The sequence below is a fragment of the Sphingomonas sp. BK069 genome (assembly GCF_014193405.1).
Taxonomy (GTDB): Bacteria; Pseudomonadota; Alphaproteobacteria; order Sphingomonadales; family Sphingomonadaceae; genus Sphingomonas.
This window is the reverse complement of the sequence record NZ_JACHZH010000008.1, coordinates 129,843-146,100: the sequence shown is the minus strand read 5'-3', so window position 1 is coordinate 146,100 and position 16,258 is coordinate 129,843. Positions and strand designations below refer to the sequence as shown.

Below are 16,258 nucleotides of genomic sequence, written 5' to 3'. Positions count from 1 at the left end.
AGACCGAAGTTGAGGTAGCGCTCCAGGTACAGCGCGGTCATGTCGATGTTCGCGGGATTGTCGAACCACGCCCGGCTGCGCAGCGCCGGCGGTGTAGTGCTCTCAGTCATCGCTCGCTCCGGGTCATTCATTAAGTAAGACAAATATCATCACTTGCCGAGTCGTCAACGCCGTAGCGGCGCCAGCGGGATCGACTCACCGATCAGCCTGTAACCTGCCGCATTGGGGTGGAGCCCGTCGCCGCTGTCGTAGCGTGACGCGAGATAAGTCGGGCGAGCGGGGTCGCGCAGCAGCTGGTCGAGGTCGATCACGCTGTCGACGTGGCCGGGCGCGCGCAGCCACGCGTTGATCGCCCGGCGGTCCGCCTCCGACTCAGCGCCGGGATGGTAGTAGGCACTGCCGGCGAACGGCAGGATCGTGGCGGCATGCACCATGATGCCGTGCGCGTGCGCCCGCGCGACGATCTGCGCGAAGGCGCCGGTGATGCGCTCGACCAGCGCCCGGTGCTGGTCGGGACTGGCCGGGGCGTCGCGGGTGAGCACGCCGATGTCGTTGACGCCCTCGAACAGGATCAGATGGCGCACCCCCGCCTGCCCGAACACGTCGCGATCGAGCCGCGCCAGCGCGCTCGGGCCGAGCCCATCCAGCAGCACGCGATTGCCACCGATCCCGGCATTGAGCACCGCGATCCGTCCGCCGAGCCTACGCGCGAGCACGTCGGTCCAGCGCGTATAGCTGTTCGGTTTGACGCCATAGCCGTCCGTGATCGAGTCACCGAAGGCGACCACGCCGCCCGGCGCGGCACAGCGCTCCACCTCGATGCCGGCGAGCAGGTACCAGCGGTCGATCGCGCGCGCGCCGGGCAGCTCGACCGCCCCGGTCCGGTCGCCGCGCGCGAGATAGGAGGTCGCACGGCTGCCGGGATGCGCGGTCTGGCCGTCGGGCTCCACCGGCAGGTGGAGCGAGACGGCGAGGTCGTCGAACGCGCGCAGCGACAGATCGACCGCGTCGCTGACCCAATCCGCACCGGCGGGGATCGTCACCGCGGCGTGACCGGCGAAGCGAAGCGGGCGCACGCTCGTCGGTCGCAGCGCGCCTCCCACGGGGGCCGCGGCGAGCGCCACCGTCGCCGCGTCGATCGTCAGCGGCGCACGGCCGAAGGCATTGGAGAAGCGGACGCGGACGCGCTGCGCGGCGAGGCTGGGGCGGACGATCTGTCGCAGCGTGGCATCGCGCAGCGCGCCCGGTTCGAGCTGGGCGTCCGCCGCGGGCGACAGCTGCGACGACGACCAGGCCGCCTGCCACGTGCACGCGCGTGGCGCCGCGACGGCGGGAGCGGCCGCCAGCACCGCGGCGGTCAGCGCGAGCGCGGCGGCACGCCGCGGCAGGCACGAATAGCGACGATCAGCGACCGGCAATGCCCATCCCCTCTCCGGATTATCAATTAAAGCGCAAACGACGCACTCGAGATCACGGCAGTGTTAGCGCTATCACGCTATGCTGCGCGAGGGCGACCGTCAAGTGATTGCCGTTTGTCGACTTCCTGTTCGGAGTCGGTGCCGTGCGGATCAGCCGCCCTCCTCACCCCGTCAGGTCCACCGCACGGTAATGCGGGTTGAGCCAGTGGAAGACAAGCAGAGCCACCAGATAGGCCACACCGCACGCGACGAAGAACGGACCGTAGCTGCCCACCGTGTCGAGCAGCACGCCGAGCGACTTGGATGCGATGAAGCCGCCGACCGCGCCGGCAAAGCCGCCGAGGCCGATCAGCGTGCCCTGGGCGTAGCGCGGGAACAGGTCGCCCGGCAGCGCGAACAGATTGGTCGAGAAGCCCTGGTGCGCCGCGCAGGCTAGCCCGATCGCGAGCACCGCCCACCAGATGCTGCTCGCGTCTGCGGCGAACATCACGGGCAGTGCGAACAGCGCGCAGGCGAACATCGCATGCTTGCGCGCGCGCCCGGTGTCCACCCCGCGGCGCAGCAGATGCGACGAATACCAGCCGCCCGCGATGGCCCCGAAGTCGGCGAGGATGTAAATTGCCACCAGCGGCGGACCGAAGCTCTTCAGATCATAGCCGTATTGCTTGTTGAAGAAGTCGGGCAGCCAGAACAGGAAGGTCCACCAGACGGGATCGATCAGGAAGCGGCCCGCCATATAGGCCCAGGCCTCGCGGCGCCTCAGGACAGTGAGGAAGCCGGCGCGGCCGCTGTCCACCGCGGGCTCGGCCTCGATCCAGCCGCGTTCCTCGGCGGAGAGCCGCGGATGCTCGCCGGGTTTGTGGTAGAAGCGCCACCAGGCGAACAGCCAGACGAGGTTGAACAGGCCAGTGACGAGGAACGCCCAGCGCCAATCGAGTGCGAGCCCGGCTATCAGGAAGCCGACCAGGAGCGGCGTCACGATCGCGCCCACGTTCGCCCCGGCATTGAAGATGCCGATCGCGAGCGCTCGCTCCTTCTTCGGGAACCACTGCGACGCCGCGGCGAGCGCCGAGGGGTAGGTTCCCGCCTCGCCGAAGGCGAGCGGGATACGCGCGACGACGAAGCCGGTGGTGGAGGTGACGAGCGTCTGCGCGAAATGGCCGACCGTCCAGCTGCCCATCGCGAGCAGATAACCCAGCTTGGGGCCGAGCCGGTCGATCAGCCAGCCGAACAGCAGGAAGCCGATGCCGTAGAAGACCTGGAAATAGCCGGTGACGTCGCCGTAGCCGGTGTTGGTCCAGCCGTAGAGCGCGGTCAGCTGCGGCTTGAGCACGCCCAGCACCAGCCGATCGATGTACGACAGTACCACCGCGGCGAACAGCAGCGCGCAGATCAGCCAGCGCACGCGCCCGCGCGGCGCTGCCACGGCATGCGCCGCGGTCTCGGGCGCCTCCTTGGCGGCCTCGGTGAAGTCGCTCATCTCAGGCCGTTCCTCCCATCGCGGCGCCGGCGCATCGTCGCGCGCCTCTCACCAGCTCCACAAAGTGCCGTCCTCGAGCCGGTTCACCGGCAGATAGGCGCGCTTGTAGTCGTAGCCCGCCGCCAGTTCCTCGTCGATGTCGACCCCCAGCCCCGGCGCGTCGCCCGGGTGCATGCGGCCGTCCTCGAAGCGATAGGCGTGCGGGAAGACCCCGTCGGTCTCGGCGGTGTGCGGCATATGCTCCTGCACGCCGAAGTTCGGGACCGAGAGGCCGAAATGCAGCGCCGCGGCCATCGTCACCGGCGACAGGTCGGTCGCGCCATGGCATCCGGTGCGGACCTGATAAAGGTCGGCCAGCGCGGCGATGCGACGCAGGTGCGTGATGCCGCCGGCATGGACGATCGTGGCCCGCACATAATCGATCAATTGCTGCTCAATCAGCGTCTTGCAGTCCCAGATCGAGTTGAACACCTCGCCCACCGCGATCGGCGTGGTGGTGTGCTGGCGGATCAGGCGGAAGCCTTCCTGCTGCTCGGCCGGGGTCGGGTCCTCGATCCAGAAGGGGCGATAGGGTTCGAGGTCGCGCCCCAGCCGCCCCGCCTCGATCGGAGTGAGCCGGTGGTGGACGTCGTGGAGCAGGTGGATATCGGGGCCGAGCGCCTCGCGCGCCGCGGCGAACAGCTCGGGCACGACGCGGAGATACTTCTCGGTCGACCACATCGCCTCGCTCGGCAGCGCGGCGTCGGCGGGCTCGTAGCGCTGCCCCGGCTTGGCGACGCCGTAGGTCGAGGCGAGGCCGGGGACGCCGCACTGCAGCCGGATCGCGCGATAGCCCTCGTCACGATGCGCCAGCGCGGTCGCGATCGTGTCCTCGATCGTCGTGCCATTCGCGTGGCAATAGACCAGGCAGGCCTCGCGGCTGGCGCCGCCGAGCAGCTGATAGAGCGGCAGGCCGGCGAGCTTGCCTTTGATGTCCCACAGAGCGACGTCGACTGCGGCGATCGCGCTCATCGTCACCGGACCGCGACGCCAATAGGCGCCCTTGTAGAGATACTGCCAGATGTCCTCGATCCGGTGCGCGTCGCGGCCGATCAGACAGGGGACGACATGGTCCGCGAGGTAGCTCGCCACCGCCAGCTCGCGGCCGTTGAGCGTGGCGTCGCCGACGCCAGTGGTGCCATCGTCGCAGTGGAGCTTGAGCGTGACGAAATTGCGTCCGGGCGAGGTGATGATGACGCGTGCGTCGGTGATGATGGGCATGGCGCTCCCTCTCAGGCGATCGCGGCAGGAAGCGGGACGTGACGCGTCACGCTGGTCCCTCGATATAGGATATCGACGTCGATCACGCGCATTCCTCTCCGTCCGTTTCCCGCCATCGTCTGATCGCGACGGCTTGCCAAGTTAGCTGGTAGCGATAACATGAAGGACGGATCCCGGCTGGTCAATGCCGCGGCAGTGGAGAGGCAGATGGCGGTGCGCAGGAACATGTTACGAGCGACCGCCCTGGCGCTGCTGCTCGCCGGCACCGCGCCGGCGCGGGCGGACGACGGCTACCGCCTGTGGCTGCGCGCCGACGCGCCCGCCGCACCGAGCGCGCGCGTGACGCTGCGCGGCGACGGCGCCACGCTGCGCCTCGCCGCCGACGAGCTGTCGCGCTCGCTGCCCGCCGGGGTCGGAGAGGTGACGCTCGCGCTCGCGAGCGACCCACAAGTACTGGCGCTGCGGCTGCCGACCGCGGCGCTGGGCGACGAGGGCTATCTCGTCCGGCGCGTGCGGCTCGGCAAACGCGACACGCTGCTGATCACCGGCAACGGCGAGCGCGGGCTGCTCTACGGCAGCTTCGCGCTGCTGCGCCATCTCGCCACCGGAGGGAGCGTCGCGACGGTGGCGCTCGCCTCCGCGCCCCAGGTCAGGCTGCGCGTGCTCAACCATTGGGACAATCTCGATGGCAGCGTGGAGCGCGGCTACGCCGGCCAGTCGCTGTGGGACTGGTGGACGCTGCCCGACTTCAAGGACCCGCGCTACACCGATTACGCGCGCGCCAACGCCTCGATCGGGATCAACGGCACCGTCCTCAACAACGTCAACGCCAAGGCCGACAGCCTGACGCCGCGCTACATCGCCAAGGCGGCCGCGCTCGCCGACGTGTTCCGCCCTTGGGGGATCAAGGTCTATCTGTCCGCCCGCTTCTCCGCGCCGATCGAGCTGGGCGGGCTGAAGACCGCCGACCCGCGCGATCCCGCCGTGGCCGCGTGGTGGAAGGCCAAGGCGGACGAGATCTATCGCGCCATCCCCGATTTCGGCGGCTTCCTCGTCAAGGCCAACAGCGAGGGCCAGCCCGGCCCGCGCGACTATGGTGCGAGCCACGCCGACGGCGCCAACATGCTCGCCGCGGCGGTGCGCCCGCACGGCGGCATCGTTATGTGGCGCGCCTTCGTCTACGCCGACACCGATCCCGAGGACCGCGCCAAACAGGCCTACAGCGAGTTCAAGCCGCTCGACGGCAAGTTCGCCGACAACGTGCTGGTGCAGGTGAAGAACGGCGCGATCGACTTCCAGCCGCGCGAGCCCTTCCACCCCCTGTTCGGCGCGATGCCGCGGACGCCGCTGCTGATCGAGTTCCAGATCACCAAGGAATACCTCGGCTTCGCCACCCACCTCGCCTATCTCGGCCCGCTCTTCACCGAGACGCTGGACGCGCGTACCGGACGCGGCAGCGAGACCGTCGCCGACGTGGTCGACGGCGCGGCCGAGCATCACGCGCTGAGCGGCATGGCCGGCGTTGCCAACATCGGGCGCGACCGCGACTGGTCGGGCTCGACCTTCAACCAGGCCAACTGGTACGCCTTCGGCCGGCTCGCCTGGGACCCGACGCTCGACGCCGCCGAACTCGCGCGCGAGTGGGCGCGGCAGACGTTCGGGACCGATCCGCGCGTGGTCGAGCCCGTCGTCGGCATGATGATGGGGTCGCGCGAGGCGGTGGTCGACTATACCGGCGCGCTCGGGCTCGCGCACGTGATGGCGACGGGGCACCATTACGGCCCCGGCCCCTGGGTCAGCGACCTCAAGCGCCCCGAGTGGAACCCGGTCTATTATCATCGCGCCGACAAGCAGGGGATCGGCTTCGACCGTACGCGCTCGGGCAGCGACGCGGTGGCGCAATATGCCCCCGCGGTGGCGAAGCGGCTCGCCGATCCCGCCACCACGCCGGAGCGCGAGCTGCTGTGGTTCCACCATGTCGGATGGGACCGGCGTATGGCCTCGGGCAAGACGCTGTGGGAGGAGCTCGTCGCGCATTACGATCACGGCGTCGCGACCGTCGGCACGATGCGCGCCACCTGGGACAGGCTTCGCCCGCTCGTCGATGCAGAGCGCTGGGGCAAGACCGCTACCTATCTCGCCGTGCAGGAGCGCGAGGCGCGCTGGTGGCGCGACGCGAGCCTGGCCTATTGGATCTCGGTCAACGGCCGCGCGCTGCCCGCCGGCGCTGCGCCGCCCGAGCACGACCTCGCCTGGTACAAGGCGCAGCGATTCCCCTACGCCCCAGGTCACCCGGAATGACGCCCCTTGCGGCCATCGCGTTCGCCGCCGTAACGTCGATCGCGAAAGGATTTTCATGAAGGAAAGCCGCGGCTCGCGACGTCAGCGCAACGCCCCCACGATCAGCGACGTCGCGCGTCACGCGGGCGTCTCGCCGATGACCGTGAGCCGGGTCATCAACGCCGAGAGCAACGTGCGCGCCGAGACGCGCCGCCGCGTGCAGGAGGCGATCGCGACGCTCCATTATGCGCCCTCGGCCGCGGCGCGGACGCTGGCGGGCGGCGAGGAATTCCGCCTCGGCGTGCTCCACACCAACACCAGCCTGTTCTATTTCAGCGAGTTCCTCGTCGGATGCCTCGACCAGGGCAGCCGTCAGAACTGCACGATCGTGATCGAGAAATGCGAGGAGGGCACCGAGCTCGCGGCGATCGAGCACCTGCTGCGCGGGCGCGTCGACGGCGTGCTGCTGCCGCCCCCGCTGGGTGACTCCGCCACCGCGCTGGAGGCGCTGCGCGCGCGCGACGTGCCGGTGGTGGCGGTCTCGACCGGGCGCGCGCCCGACTGGGCGCTGTCGGTGAGCATCGACGATCGCAAGGCGGCCTATGAGATGACGCGTCACCTCGGCACGCTCGGCCACCGGCGCATCGGCTTCATTACCGGCGCGGCCAACCAGACCGCGAGCGCCGAGCGGCTCGCCGGCTACCGCGACGCGCTCGCCGACATGGCGCTGGCGGCGGACGAGGAACTCGTCGCTGAGGGCTGGTTCACCTGCCGCTCCGGGCTCGACGCCGCCGAGCAGCTGCTCGAGCTCGCCGAGGCGCCGAGCGCGGTGTTCGCGGCCAACGACGACATGGCGGCGGCGACGGTCGCGATCGCGCACCGCCGCGGGCTCGACGTGCCCGGGGATCTCACCGTCGTGGGCTTCGATGACTCGGCGCTGGCGACGACGATCTGGCCCGAGCTGACGACGATCCGCCAGCCGGTGAGCGCCATGGCGCGGATCGCGGTGGACCTGCTCGCGCGCGAGATCCGCGCGCGCAAGACCAGCGACGCCGGGCTCGACCACCCGCACCTGCTGGCGGACTATCAGCTGGTCCGTCGCCAGTCGGACGCCGCTCCCCGGCGCCGGCCCAACGCGGCGCCGCGGCGCGTGCAGGCGGGGGCGGTTTAGCTCAACGCACGCCCTTAGCGCCTCTATCGCGCGACACCGTTCGTGCTGAGGAGGCACTGAGCTCGTCGGAGAGCCCTCTCGAAGAACTGCGCGGCACGTCCGCGAAAGCGCTTCGAGACGAGGCTTCGACAAGCTCAGCCTCTCCTCAGCGCGAACGGAGAACGGGAGCGCGCGACTACCAAAGCGGTGCCGGCATAAAACAACAGCCGGCCGCCCTGAAGACGACCGGCCGCTCTCACTTCGCCCCCGGCCCCGCCCGCGAACGGGCGGGGCCGCGTGTCTCACCCCACCATGTCCTCCAGCTCGCGCCCGCGCGTCTCGTGCACCATCGCGCGCACGAAGAAGAACGAGATCGCCGCGAAGATGGCGTAGCCGGTATAGGTCACCGCCAGACCGGGCGAGACCGCCAGCGCCGGGAAGCTCACCGAGATCGCGGCGTTGGCGATCCACTGCGCGAACCCCGAGACCGCCAGGCCCGAGCCGCGGATCTGGTTGGGGAACATCTCGCCCAGCATCACCCACATCACCGGGCCCCAGCTGGCGTTGAAGAAGATCACGTAGAGGTTGGCCGCTACCAGCGCGATCACGCCATTGTTGCCGGGCAGGCTCACCGCGCCGGCGGCGTCCGTCACCGCGGTGGAGAAGGCCCAGGCGACCACCGCCAGCGTCACCGCCATCCCGGCCGAGCCGACCAGCAGCAGCGGCTTGCGCCCGATCTTGTCGACGGTGAAGATGGTGAACAGGCACGCGCCGATCGACAGCACGCCCGACAGGATGTTGGTCTGCAGCGCGTAATCCTCGGAGAAGCCGACCGCCTCCCACAAGGTCGCGCCGTAATAGAAGACGACGTTGATGCCGACGAGCTGCTGGAACACCGCCAGGCCGATACCCGCCCAGACGATCGGGCGGATCTTGCCCGAGCCGCGATCGATCAGGTCGGACAGCTTGGGGCGGTGATGGTCGCCGGCGAGGCTGGCACGGATCTCGCCGACCTTCCGGTCGGCCTCGGCGCGGCCGAACAGGCGGGTGAGCACCGCGTGCGCGCGATCGTCCTGCCCCTTGGCGACGAGATAGCGCGGGCTCTCCGGGATGATCAGCAGCGCGAGCAGGTAGACCAAGGCGGGGATCGCCTGCAGCCAGAACATCCAGCGCCACGCCGAGAAGCCCAGCCAGAAGTCGGCGGTCGAGCCGCCGGCGTAGCGGGCCAGCGCGAAGTTCGCGACGAACGCGCCGGTCAGGCCGGTGATGATCATCACCTGCTGCACGCTCGACAGCCGGCCGCGCACCGCGGCGGGGGTCACCTCGGAGATATAGACCGGCGAGATCACGCTCGCCGCGCCGACGCCCAGGCCGCCGATGATACGCGCGAAGATGAAGATCGCCGAGGTCGAGGCCGCGCCCGCCAGCAGCGCGCTGAACAGGAACAGCGCCGCCGACAGCATCATGACGCTGCGCCGCCCGATCCGGTCAGCCAGACGGCCCGCGCTGAACGCGCCGATCGACGAGCCGATCAGGATCGCGCCGACGTTGACGCCGATCCCCAGCTTGCCGAGGTCGAAGGCGGCCTCCAGCCCCTTCTGCGTGCCGTTGATCACGCCCGAGTCATAGCCGAACATGAAGCCGCCGATCGTCGCCACCGCGACGATGGCGGCGATGAAGCCCATGTTGACGCGACCTGCGTCGTCCTCACTGAAAGCCGTTGCCATTCTCACCCGCTCCCACTCGTGTCTTTTAGATTATAGTGTCGCCTCGACGGTCGTGACGCCGGCGACCCCGGGCTCGAACGCGAACAGGTCGCCCGCGAGCGGCTGGTCGGCGAGCGCCGCCGCGTCGAGCCCCTTGCGCGCCGTCGTGGCGTAAGCGGTGCGCAGCCCCTCGCCGCCGAACGCGATCTTGGTCACGTTGGCGCAGGGGAAGCGTACCGTCGTCATCAGCTTGCCGGCCGGATCGTAGCGGCGCACGCCCCAGCCGGCGAACAGCCCGACCCACAGGCAGTCCTCGGCGTCGAGCGTCGACCCGTCGGGATAGCCGGCACCCTCCTCGATCGTGACATGGCGCTCGGGCGTGCCCGACGTACCATCGTCGCGGAGCGGCACGCGCCAGATCGTCTTCCCCAGCGTGTCGGTGTGATACAGCGCCGTCGCGTCGGCGCTGATCGCGGGCCCGTTGGTGATCACCACGGGCGCTAGCCCGCTGTCGGCGCAGTCCTCGCCGGCGTGGCGGTAGAGCCGACCCGTCGCGGCGACCTCATCGTCGTCCATCGATCCGAACCACAGCCGCCCGCGCGCATCGATCGCGGCATCGTTGAGCCGGTTGCCGGGAAGGTGCGGCTCGGGCGCGTGCAGCGGCGTGAAGGTGCCGGTGGCGGGATCGAAGCGGTGCAGCCCCGTCTTCACGCCCGCGATCAGGTCGCCGTGCGCGCTCGGCAGCACCCAGCCGACCTGGTCGGGCGCGGTCCAGCGCTCGTGCGCGCCGGTGGCGGGATCGAAGCGGTGGACCTGGTGCTGCTTGATGTCGACGAACCACAAGGCGTCGCGCGCCCACACCGGCCCCTCGCCTAGCGTCGCGCCGACCCGCAGGACCGACCGCGGCACCATCTCAGCGCCAGCCCGCATCGACGAAATAGTCATGCCCGGTGCACATCCGCGCGTCGTCCGAGGCGAGGAACAGCGCCAACGCGGCGACGTCGGCGGGCTGGATCCGCCCGTCGAGGCACTGCGCCGCGACGATCTCGGCCTCGCCCTCGGGCGTGTACCATTGCTCCTGGCGCGGCGTCTGGACGTTGCCGGGCACGATCGTGGTGACGCGGATGTTGTCACGGCCGAGGTCGCGCGCCATGCTGCGGGTCATCCCCTCGATCGCGGCCTTGGCGGTCTGGTAGAGCACCAGATCGGGCAGGCCGAGATGCCAGCTGATCGAGCCGAAGTTGACGATCGCGCCCCCGCCCGCGCGCTTCATGTGCGGCACCGCCGCCTGGGCGACGAAGAAGAGGTGGCGCAGGTTCACCGCCATGCGCTCGTCCCAATAGGCCGGGGTCACCTCGGCGATGGTGTGGCGGTCGTCATTGGCGGCGTTGTTGATCAGCACGTCGAGGCCGCCCAGCGCGACCGCGATCTCGTCCACCATCGCGGGCAAAGCGGCGACGTCGGTGAGGTCGCAGCCGCGGAACAGCGGCGCTCCCTCCAGCTTGGCGGCGAGCGCCTCCCCCGCGGCGGCGTTGACGTCGACGAACGCCACCTTGGCACCCTGGCGCGCGAACGCCTCGACCAGCCCGGCGCCGATGCCCGTGGCGCCGCCGGTCACCAATATCTTCTTGCCGCGCAGCGACGGATAGACCGCGCGCTCGCTCACGCCGCCTGCCCCAGCAGCCCACGCGCGGCGAGATTGCGGATCAGCCCGCCGATCCCGAACTCCCACGGCGCCGCCTCCTTCGAGGTCACCACGCGGTTCGTCAGTCGGCCGAGCCGCTCGCTCTCGATCGTCACGCGGTCGCCGACCTTGTGGGTGAAGCCGCGGCCGGGATCATCGCGGTCCTGCACCGGCGCGAACAGCGTGCCGAGGAAGAGTACGAAGCCGTCGGGATATTGATGCTCGGACAGCGTCTGGCGCACGAGGTCGAGCGGGTCGCGGCTGATCTCGGCCATGTTGCTCTTGCCGTCGAGGACATAGCCGTCCTCGCCCTCGATCCGCAGCCGCACCTCGGCGCCGCGCACGTCGTCGATCGTGAAGCTGTCGTCGAACAGCCGCACCAGCGGCCCGAGCGAGCAGGAGGCGTTATTGTCCTTGGCCTTGCCGAGCAGCAGCGCCGAGCGGCCCTCGAAGTCGCGCAGGTTGACGTCGTTGCCGAGCGTCGCGCCGATCGCAGTGCCGCGGCTGTCAACCAGCAGCGCGACCTCGGGCTCGGGGTTGTTCCAGCTCGAGTCGGAGCGGATGCCGATCTCGGCGTCGGGGCCGACCGTGGCGAGCACCGGCGCCTTGGTGAAGACCTCGGCATCGGGCCCGATCGCGACCTCGAGATATTGCGACCACAGCCCGTCCTCGATCAGCGCCGCCTTGAGCGCCGCCGCCTCCGGGGTGCCCGGCACGACCGAGCGGATCGAGCCGCCGACGCGCGACTCCAGCCGCCCGCGGATCTCGGCCGCGGCGGACCAGTCGCCGCGCGCGCGCTCCTCGATGACTCGCTCGATCGCCGACACCGCAAAGGTGACTCCGCACGCCTTGACGCACTGGAGATCGACCGGGCTGAGCAGCGTGAGCCCGGCGGCGTCGAGCGCCCCGAGCGAGCGACCGCCCGCGGCGGACAGGTCACCCGCCTCGACCAGCATCGCCACCGTGGGCGCGACCGCGGACATGTCGAACGCCTCGCCATGCACGACGAGCAGCGGGATCGGACCCTCGGCGGCCGCCGCGCGGCCGACGAAGCGGCCTTCCTTCCAGTCGTGCGGCAGACCCGACGCCGTCGCGTCCTGTTCGAGCGCCATCACCTCTCCCCCACTCACCGGCTATCCTTGATAGCGCTACCAACACGGTTGCGAGGGAAGTGTCAAGACGGTGCCCACGCGCCCCGACGGGGCCCCGCGGTGCGGGTGTCGAGGCTAGCCGATCATCCCCGCATATGCGGCCGAGCGCAAGACCGTTTCGAGCCGCTCGGGGCGGCCGAGCAGATAGCCCTGGACCTGCGGGAAGCCCCAGCGTCGCAGCAGCGCGAGCTGCTCCTCGGTCTCTACCCCCTCGGCCGCCACGGGGACGCCGAGGCTCTCGCCCAGAGCGGCGATGCTGCGCACGATCGAGGCCGATGGCGCATGGTCGAGCATCGCCGAGACGAAGCTGCGGTCGACCTTGAGCTTGTCGAAACGGAAGTCGCGCAGGTTGCCGAGCGAGGAATAGCCGGTCCCGAAATCGTCCATGACGATGCGCGCGCCGCGGTCCTGCAGCGCGCGCAGGGCGCCGAGCACGTCGTCACGGCGGTGACCGAGCAGCGTCGCGCTCTCGGTGACCTCGAACTCGAGCCGCTCGGGCGCGAGCCCGTGGCGTTCCGCGAGCGCGAGCAGGTCGGCGGCGAGATCGGCCTGGCGGAACTGCACCGGCGACAGGTTGAGCGCGACGATCGCGTGGTCGGGCCAGCCGCGCGCCGCCGCCATCGCCTGGTCCGCGACCCAGAGGCCGAGCGAGTCGATCCGACCGCTCGACTCGGCGAGCGGGATGAACTGATCGGGGCGGACGTCGCCCAGCTCGGGGTGGCGCCAGCGCAGCAGCGCCTCATAGCCGATCACCCGCAGCGTCCGCGCGTCCGCCATCGGCTGGTACACAAGCGACATCTCGCCGCGCTCCACCGCACCCTCGAGGTCGCGCGACAGCCGCCAGCGCAGCCGCGTCTCCTCCTTGAGCGCCTCGTCGAAGAAGCGCGCGGTGTGGCGGCCCTCCGACTTGGCGCGGTACATTGCCATGTCGGCGAGATTGTACAGCTCCTCGCGCGCCTGCTCCGCGCCCGAGAGCGCGACCCCGACGCTCATCTGCACGGGCACCTCGTCCCCCGCCGTGACGTCACACGCACGGAAGATCCGCATCAGCAGCGCTTCGGCCGCGCGCGGCTGATCGGGCGCGACCTGGATGATCGCGAACTCGTCGCCGCCGAGGCGCGCCACCATGTCGTCGGCACGCACGCAGCCGGTCAGCAGCTGCGCGGCCCGGTTGAGCGCGCGATCGCCGCCCGCGTGGCCGAACCGGTCGTTCACCGACTTAAAGTCGTCGAGATCGATCGCGAACACCGCGACCCGCTGACCGGTACGCGTCGCGCGCGCGAGGTCCTGCGCCAGCCGCTCCTCGAACAGCAGCCGGTTGGGCAAGGCGGTCAGCAGGTCGTGGTGCGCGAGGAACTCGATCCGCTTCTCGGCACGGCGGCGCTGCTCCACCGCGTCGCGATACTCGCCCAGCCCACGCGCGAGGTCGCCGATCTCGTCGGCACGGTCGCGCCCCTCGACCCGCACCTCGCCGTCCACCGTCCCGAACTGGCGCAGCTGGTCGGCGATCGCGACGATCGGGCGCAGCACCTGGCGTCGCAGCCACAGGAAGGAGGCGAGCAGCAGCAGCAGCACGCCGAGCACGCCGAAGACGATGCGCGAGATGCTGACATAGAGCTCGCGCGAGCTGCGCGCGACCGCGGCGTCGATGCGATCGACGAGCCGACGCCGCGCCTCGGCGCGCTCGCGCTCCAGCACGCGCAGCGCGGCGAGGAACTGCGGCATGTCGCGGGCGATCCGCAGCGGCTCGGCGCGCGCGTCGGCGATCAGCTCGCCCGCGAGCCGCGCGAAGTCGCTCGCCGCCGCGTCGCGCGCGGACGACGCTTCGGCCGGCGTCCTGTAGCTCGCACGGAAGCCGGCGAGCGCCTGCTGCACGCGCAGCCATTGCGCCGGGGTGATCGGGCGCGGCTGCTCGGCGGCACGAGTCACCTCGCCGATCGCGAGCCGCAGCTGCTGCTGCGCGCGGTCCTGCGCGTCCTCGACGCGGAGGCGCTCGCTCAGCCGCCGCACCGCCTGATTGGCGTGACGCACGTCACCCGCGACCATCCAGCCGGCGGCGAGCAGCAGCAGCACCACCGCCACGACGGTTCCGAACGCGGCAATCACACGGGTCGAGATCGAGGTCGGCAGCACAGCTCCTCCGGGGACGAGCGTATTATACGGCAAGGCTTACTCAATGATGAGCGGCGTCGATCGCTTGCTTACCCCGTCCTGCCCCGGCACACACGCGGGGCATAGGGAGAAGCTATTGATGAACAGGCGAGATGTCCTCGGCGGTGCGACCGCCGCTGCGGCCGTCGCGGCGTTGCCGGCGATGGCCGCGACTCGGGCTGGCGGCGATGCCGCGCTGCGCGCGACGCTCGACCGCTTCTTCTACGCGCGGCTCGACGAGAGTCCCGAGCAGGCGACCCGGCTCGGGCTCGACAGCGGCGCGCGCGCGGAGCTCAAACGCCGGCTCGACGACGGCTCGACCGCGGGCCAGGCGCGCGCGCTCGCCCGCGCGCGGCAGGAACTCGCCGAACTCCGGCGCTTCGATCGCGCCGCGCTGTCGCCCGCGGCGCAACTCGACCTCGACGTCGTCACCTATCAGCTCAGCCGCGCCATCGGCGGCAGCGAGCGCTTCCGCTACGGTGCGACGATGGGCCGGTTCGCGCCCTATATTCTGAGCCAGCTGACCGGCGCCTATCGCGACGTGCCGGACTTCCTGGAGTCGCAGCACCGCGTCCGCGACGCCGCCGAGGCCGATGCCTATCTCGCGCGAGTCGAGGCGCTCGCCGGCGCGATCGAGGACGACACCGCGCGTCAGCGCGCCGACGCCGCGCGGGGCGTGTTCGCGCCCGACTATATCCTCGACACGACGCTCAGGCAGCTCGCCGCCTTCCGCGACCAGGCGCCCGAGCAGACCGTCGCGGTGGTCGCCTTCGCCGCCAAGCTCGCCGCGGCGGGTCTGCCGGCCGAGCGCGCCGCGCGGGCGCGCGCGCTCGTGGCGGAGAAGGTCTTCCCCGCGCTCGATCGGCAGCGCGCGCTCGTCACCGACTTGCGCGCGCGTGCCACGCACGACGCGGGCTGCTGGCGCCTGCCCGACGGCGACGCTTACTACGCCGCCGCGGCCGAGGCGGCGACGACGGTGCCGATGTCGGGCGACGAGATCCACCGCCTCGGCCTCGCGCAAGTGGCGGAGATCTCCGGCCGGATCGACACGATCCTCAAGGCGCAGGGCATGGCGCAGGGGACGGTCGGCGAGCGGCTGGTCGCGCTCAACAAGCGCCCCGACCAGCTCTTCCCCAATACCGATCCCGGCCGCGAGGCGCTGCTGGCGCAGCTCACCCGCCAGATCGCGGCGATGCAGAAGCGGCTGCCCGAGGCCTTCGCCTCGCTGCCCAAGGCGCCGGTCGAGGTGCGGCGGGTGCCCGCCTCGATCCAGGCGGGCGCGCCAGGGGGCTATTACGAGAACGCCTCGCTCGACGGCTCGCGACCCGCGATCTACTATATCAACCTGCGCGACACGTTCGATCGGCCGAAGTTCGGGCTCGCCACGCTGACGCATCACGAGGCGGTGCCGGGCCACCACCTCCAGGTCATGCTCGCGCTGGAGAGCGAGGACATCCCGCTGATTCGACGCCGCGGCTTCTTCTCGGGCTATTCGGAGGGGTGGGCGCTCTACGCCGAGCAGCTCGCCGACGAGATGGGAATGTACGACGGCGACCCGCTCGGCCAGGTCGGTTACCTTCAGTCGCTGCTGTTCCGCGCCACGCGGCTGGTGGTGGACAGCGGCATGCACGCCAAGCACTGGAGCCGCGAGCAGGCGACCGACTATCTGATCGCCACGACCGGCATCGCGCGCGGGCGCAGCCAGGGCGAGATCGACCGCTACACCGTCTGGCCCGGCCAGGCGTGCAGCTACAAGATCGGCCACACCGTCTGGACCCGGCTGCGCGACGAGGCGAAGGCGAAGCCGGGCTTTGACCTCAAACGCTTCCACGAGGTGCTGCGGCTCGGCGCGATGCCGCTCACGGTGCTCGAGCGAGTCGTGCGGGAGCGCGCGTCGTAATTCCCGGCCGTCATCCTGAGCTCATCTCAGGATTTACCGTGCCGGGAAGTCAGGGATCGAGGCTCCAGCGGCACGGTG

The 16,258-nt window shown here is 70.6% G+C and carries 11 protein-coding genes; 3 read left to right on the top strand and 8 right to left on the bottom strand.

Annotated features, from left to right (window positions below; genetic code table 11):
- Positions 1-164 precede the first annotated feature (164 nt).
- The 3 genes from FHY02_RS19175 to manD form a co-directional block, all read right to left on the bottom strand.
- Complete coding sequence (locus FHY02_RS19175) at positions 165-1,418, bottom strand: SGNH/GDSL hydrolase family protein (protein ID WP_260173000.1); 1,254 nt, start codon at positions 1,416-1,418, stop codon at positions 165-167.
- Between the two features lie 163 nt (positions 1,419-1,581).
- Positions 1,582-2,898 carry an MFS transporter gene (locus FHY02_RS19170; RefSeq protein WP_183925236.1) on the bottom strand — a complete coding sequence of 439 codons (1,317 nt, stop codon included), beginning with the start codon at positions 2,896-2,898 and terminating at the stop codon, positions 1,582-1,584.
- 48 nt (positions 2,899-2,946) lie between these two features.
- A complete protein-coding gene (manD, locus tag FHY02_RS19165; RefSeq protein WP_183925234.1) occupies positions 2,947-4,158 on the bottom strand; it encodes a D-mannonate dehydratase ManD in 1,212 nt (403 codons plus the stop codon).
- Positions 4,159-4,365: 207 nt separating this feature from the next.
- On the opposite strand from manD, the gene FHY02_RS19160 reads away from it, so the two are divergent.
- Both FHY02_RS19160 and FHY02_RS19155 read left to right on the top strand, forming a co-directional pair.
- Complete coding sequence (locus tag FHY02_RS19160; protein ID WP_183925268.1) at positions 4,366-6,459, top strand: alpha-glucuronidase family glycosyl hydrolase; 2,094 nt, start codon at positions 4,366-4,368, stop codon at positions 6,457-6,459.
- A gap of 55 nt (positions 6,460-6,514) precedes the next feature.
- The gene (locus tag FHY02_RS19155; protein WP_183925232.1) at positions 6,515-7,609 is read left to right on the top strand and encodes a LacI family DNA-binding transcriptional regulator; all 1,095 of its coding nucleotides are present in this window, start codon (positions 6,515-6,517) and stop codon (positions 7,607-7,609) included.
- A gap of 281 nt (positions 7,610-7,890) precedes the next feature.
- Here the strand turns inward: FHY02_RS19155 and FHY02_RS19150 are convergent, their stop codons facing one another.
- The 5 genes from FHY02_RS19150 to FHY02_RS19130 form a co-directional block, all read right to left on the bottom strand.
- A complete protein-coding gene (locus tag FHY02_RS19150; RefSeq protein ID WP_183925230.1) occupies positions 7,891-9,315 on the bottom strand; it encodes a sugar porter family MFS transporter in 1,425 nt (474 codons plus the stop codon).
- A 30-nt stretch (positions 9,316-9,345) separates the two neighbouring features.
- The gene (locus FHY02_RS19145; protein WP_260173006.1) at positions 9,346-10,206 is read right to left on the bottom strand and encodes an SMP-30/gluconolactonase/LRE family protein; all 861 of its coding nucleotides are present in this window, start codon (positions 10,204-10,206) and stop codon (positions 9,346-9,348) included.
- A 1-nt stretch (position 10,207) separates the two neighbouring features.
- Complete coding sequence (locus tag FHY02_RS19140) at positions 10,208-10,960, bottom strand: SDR family NAD(P)-dependent oxidoreductase (RefSeq protein ID WP_183925226.1); 753 nt, start codon at positions 10,958-10,960, stop codon at positions 10,208-10,210.
- A complete protein-coding gene (locus tag FHY02_RS19135) occupies positions 10,957-12,090 on the bottom strand; it encodes a fumarylacetoacetate hydrolase family protein (protein ID WP_183925224.1) in 1,134 nt (377 codons plus the stop codon). Before FHY02_RS19135 ends, FHY02_RS19140 begins: the two co-directional genes overlap by 4 nt.
- A gap of 114 nt (positions 12,091-12,204) precedes the next feature.
- Positions 12,205-14,262 carry an EAL domain-containing protein gene (locus FHY02_RS19130; protein ID WP_183925222.1) on the bottom strand — a complete coding sequence of 686 codons (2,058 nt, stop codon included), beginning with the start codon at positions 14,260-14,262 and terminating at the stop codon, positions 12,205-12,207.
- A gap of 118 nt (positions 14,263-14,380) precedes the next feature.
- On the opposite strand from FHY02_RS19130, the gene FHY02_RS19125 reads away from it, so the two are divergent.
- A complete protein-coding gene (locus FHY02_RS19125) occupies positions 14,381-16,180 on the top strand; it encodes a DUF885 family protein (protein ID WP_183925220.1) in 1,800 nt (599 codons plus the stop codon).
- The last annotated feature ends 78 nt before the right edge of the window (positions 16,181-16,258 follow it).

Excerpts from the sequence above, each read along its gene's own strand:
- FHY02_RS19125 (WP_183925220.1), top strand. The coding sequence starts at position 14,381 with ATGAACAGGCGAGATGTCCTCGGCGGTGCGACCGCCGCTGCGGCCGTC.
- FHY02_RS19145 (WP_260173006.1), bottom strand. The coding sequence starts at position 10,206 with ATGGTGCCGCGGTCGGTCCTGCGGGTCGGCGCGACGCTAGGCGAGGGG.
- FHY02_RS19160 (WP_183925268.1), top strand. The coding sequence starts at position 4,366 with ATGGCGGTGCGCAGGAACATGTTACGAGCGACCGCCCTGGCGCTGCTG.
- FHY02_RS19150 (WP_183925230.1), bottom strand. The coding sequence starts at position 9,315 with ATGGCAACGGCTTTCAGTGAGGACGACGCAGGTCGCGTCAACATGGGC.
- FHY02_RS19155 (WP_183925232.1), top strand. The coding sequence starts at position 6,515 with ATGAAGGAAAGCCGCGGCTCGCGACGTCAGCGCAACGCCCCCACGATC.
- FHY02_RS19135 (WP_183925224.1), bottom strand. The coding sequence starts at position 12,090 with ATGGCGCTCGAACAGGACGCGACGGCGTCGGGTCTGCCGCACGACTGG.
- manD (WP_183925234.1), bottom strand. The coding sequence starts at position 4,158 with ATGCCCATCATCACCGACGCACGCGTCATCATCACCTCGCCCGGACGC.
- FHY02_RS19170 (WP_183925236.1), bottom strand. The coding sequence starts at position 2,898 with ATGAGCGACTTCACCGAGGCCGCCAAGGAGGCGCCCGAGACCGCGGCG.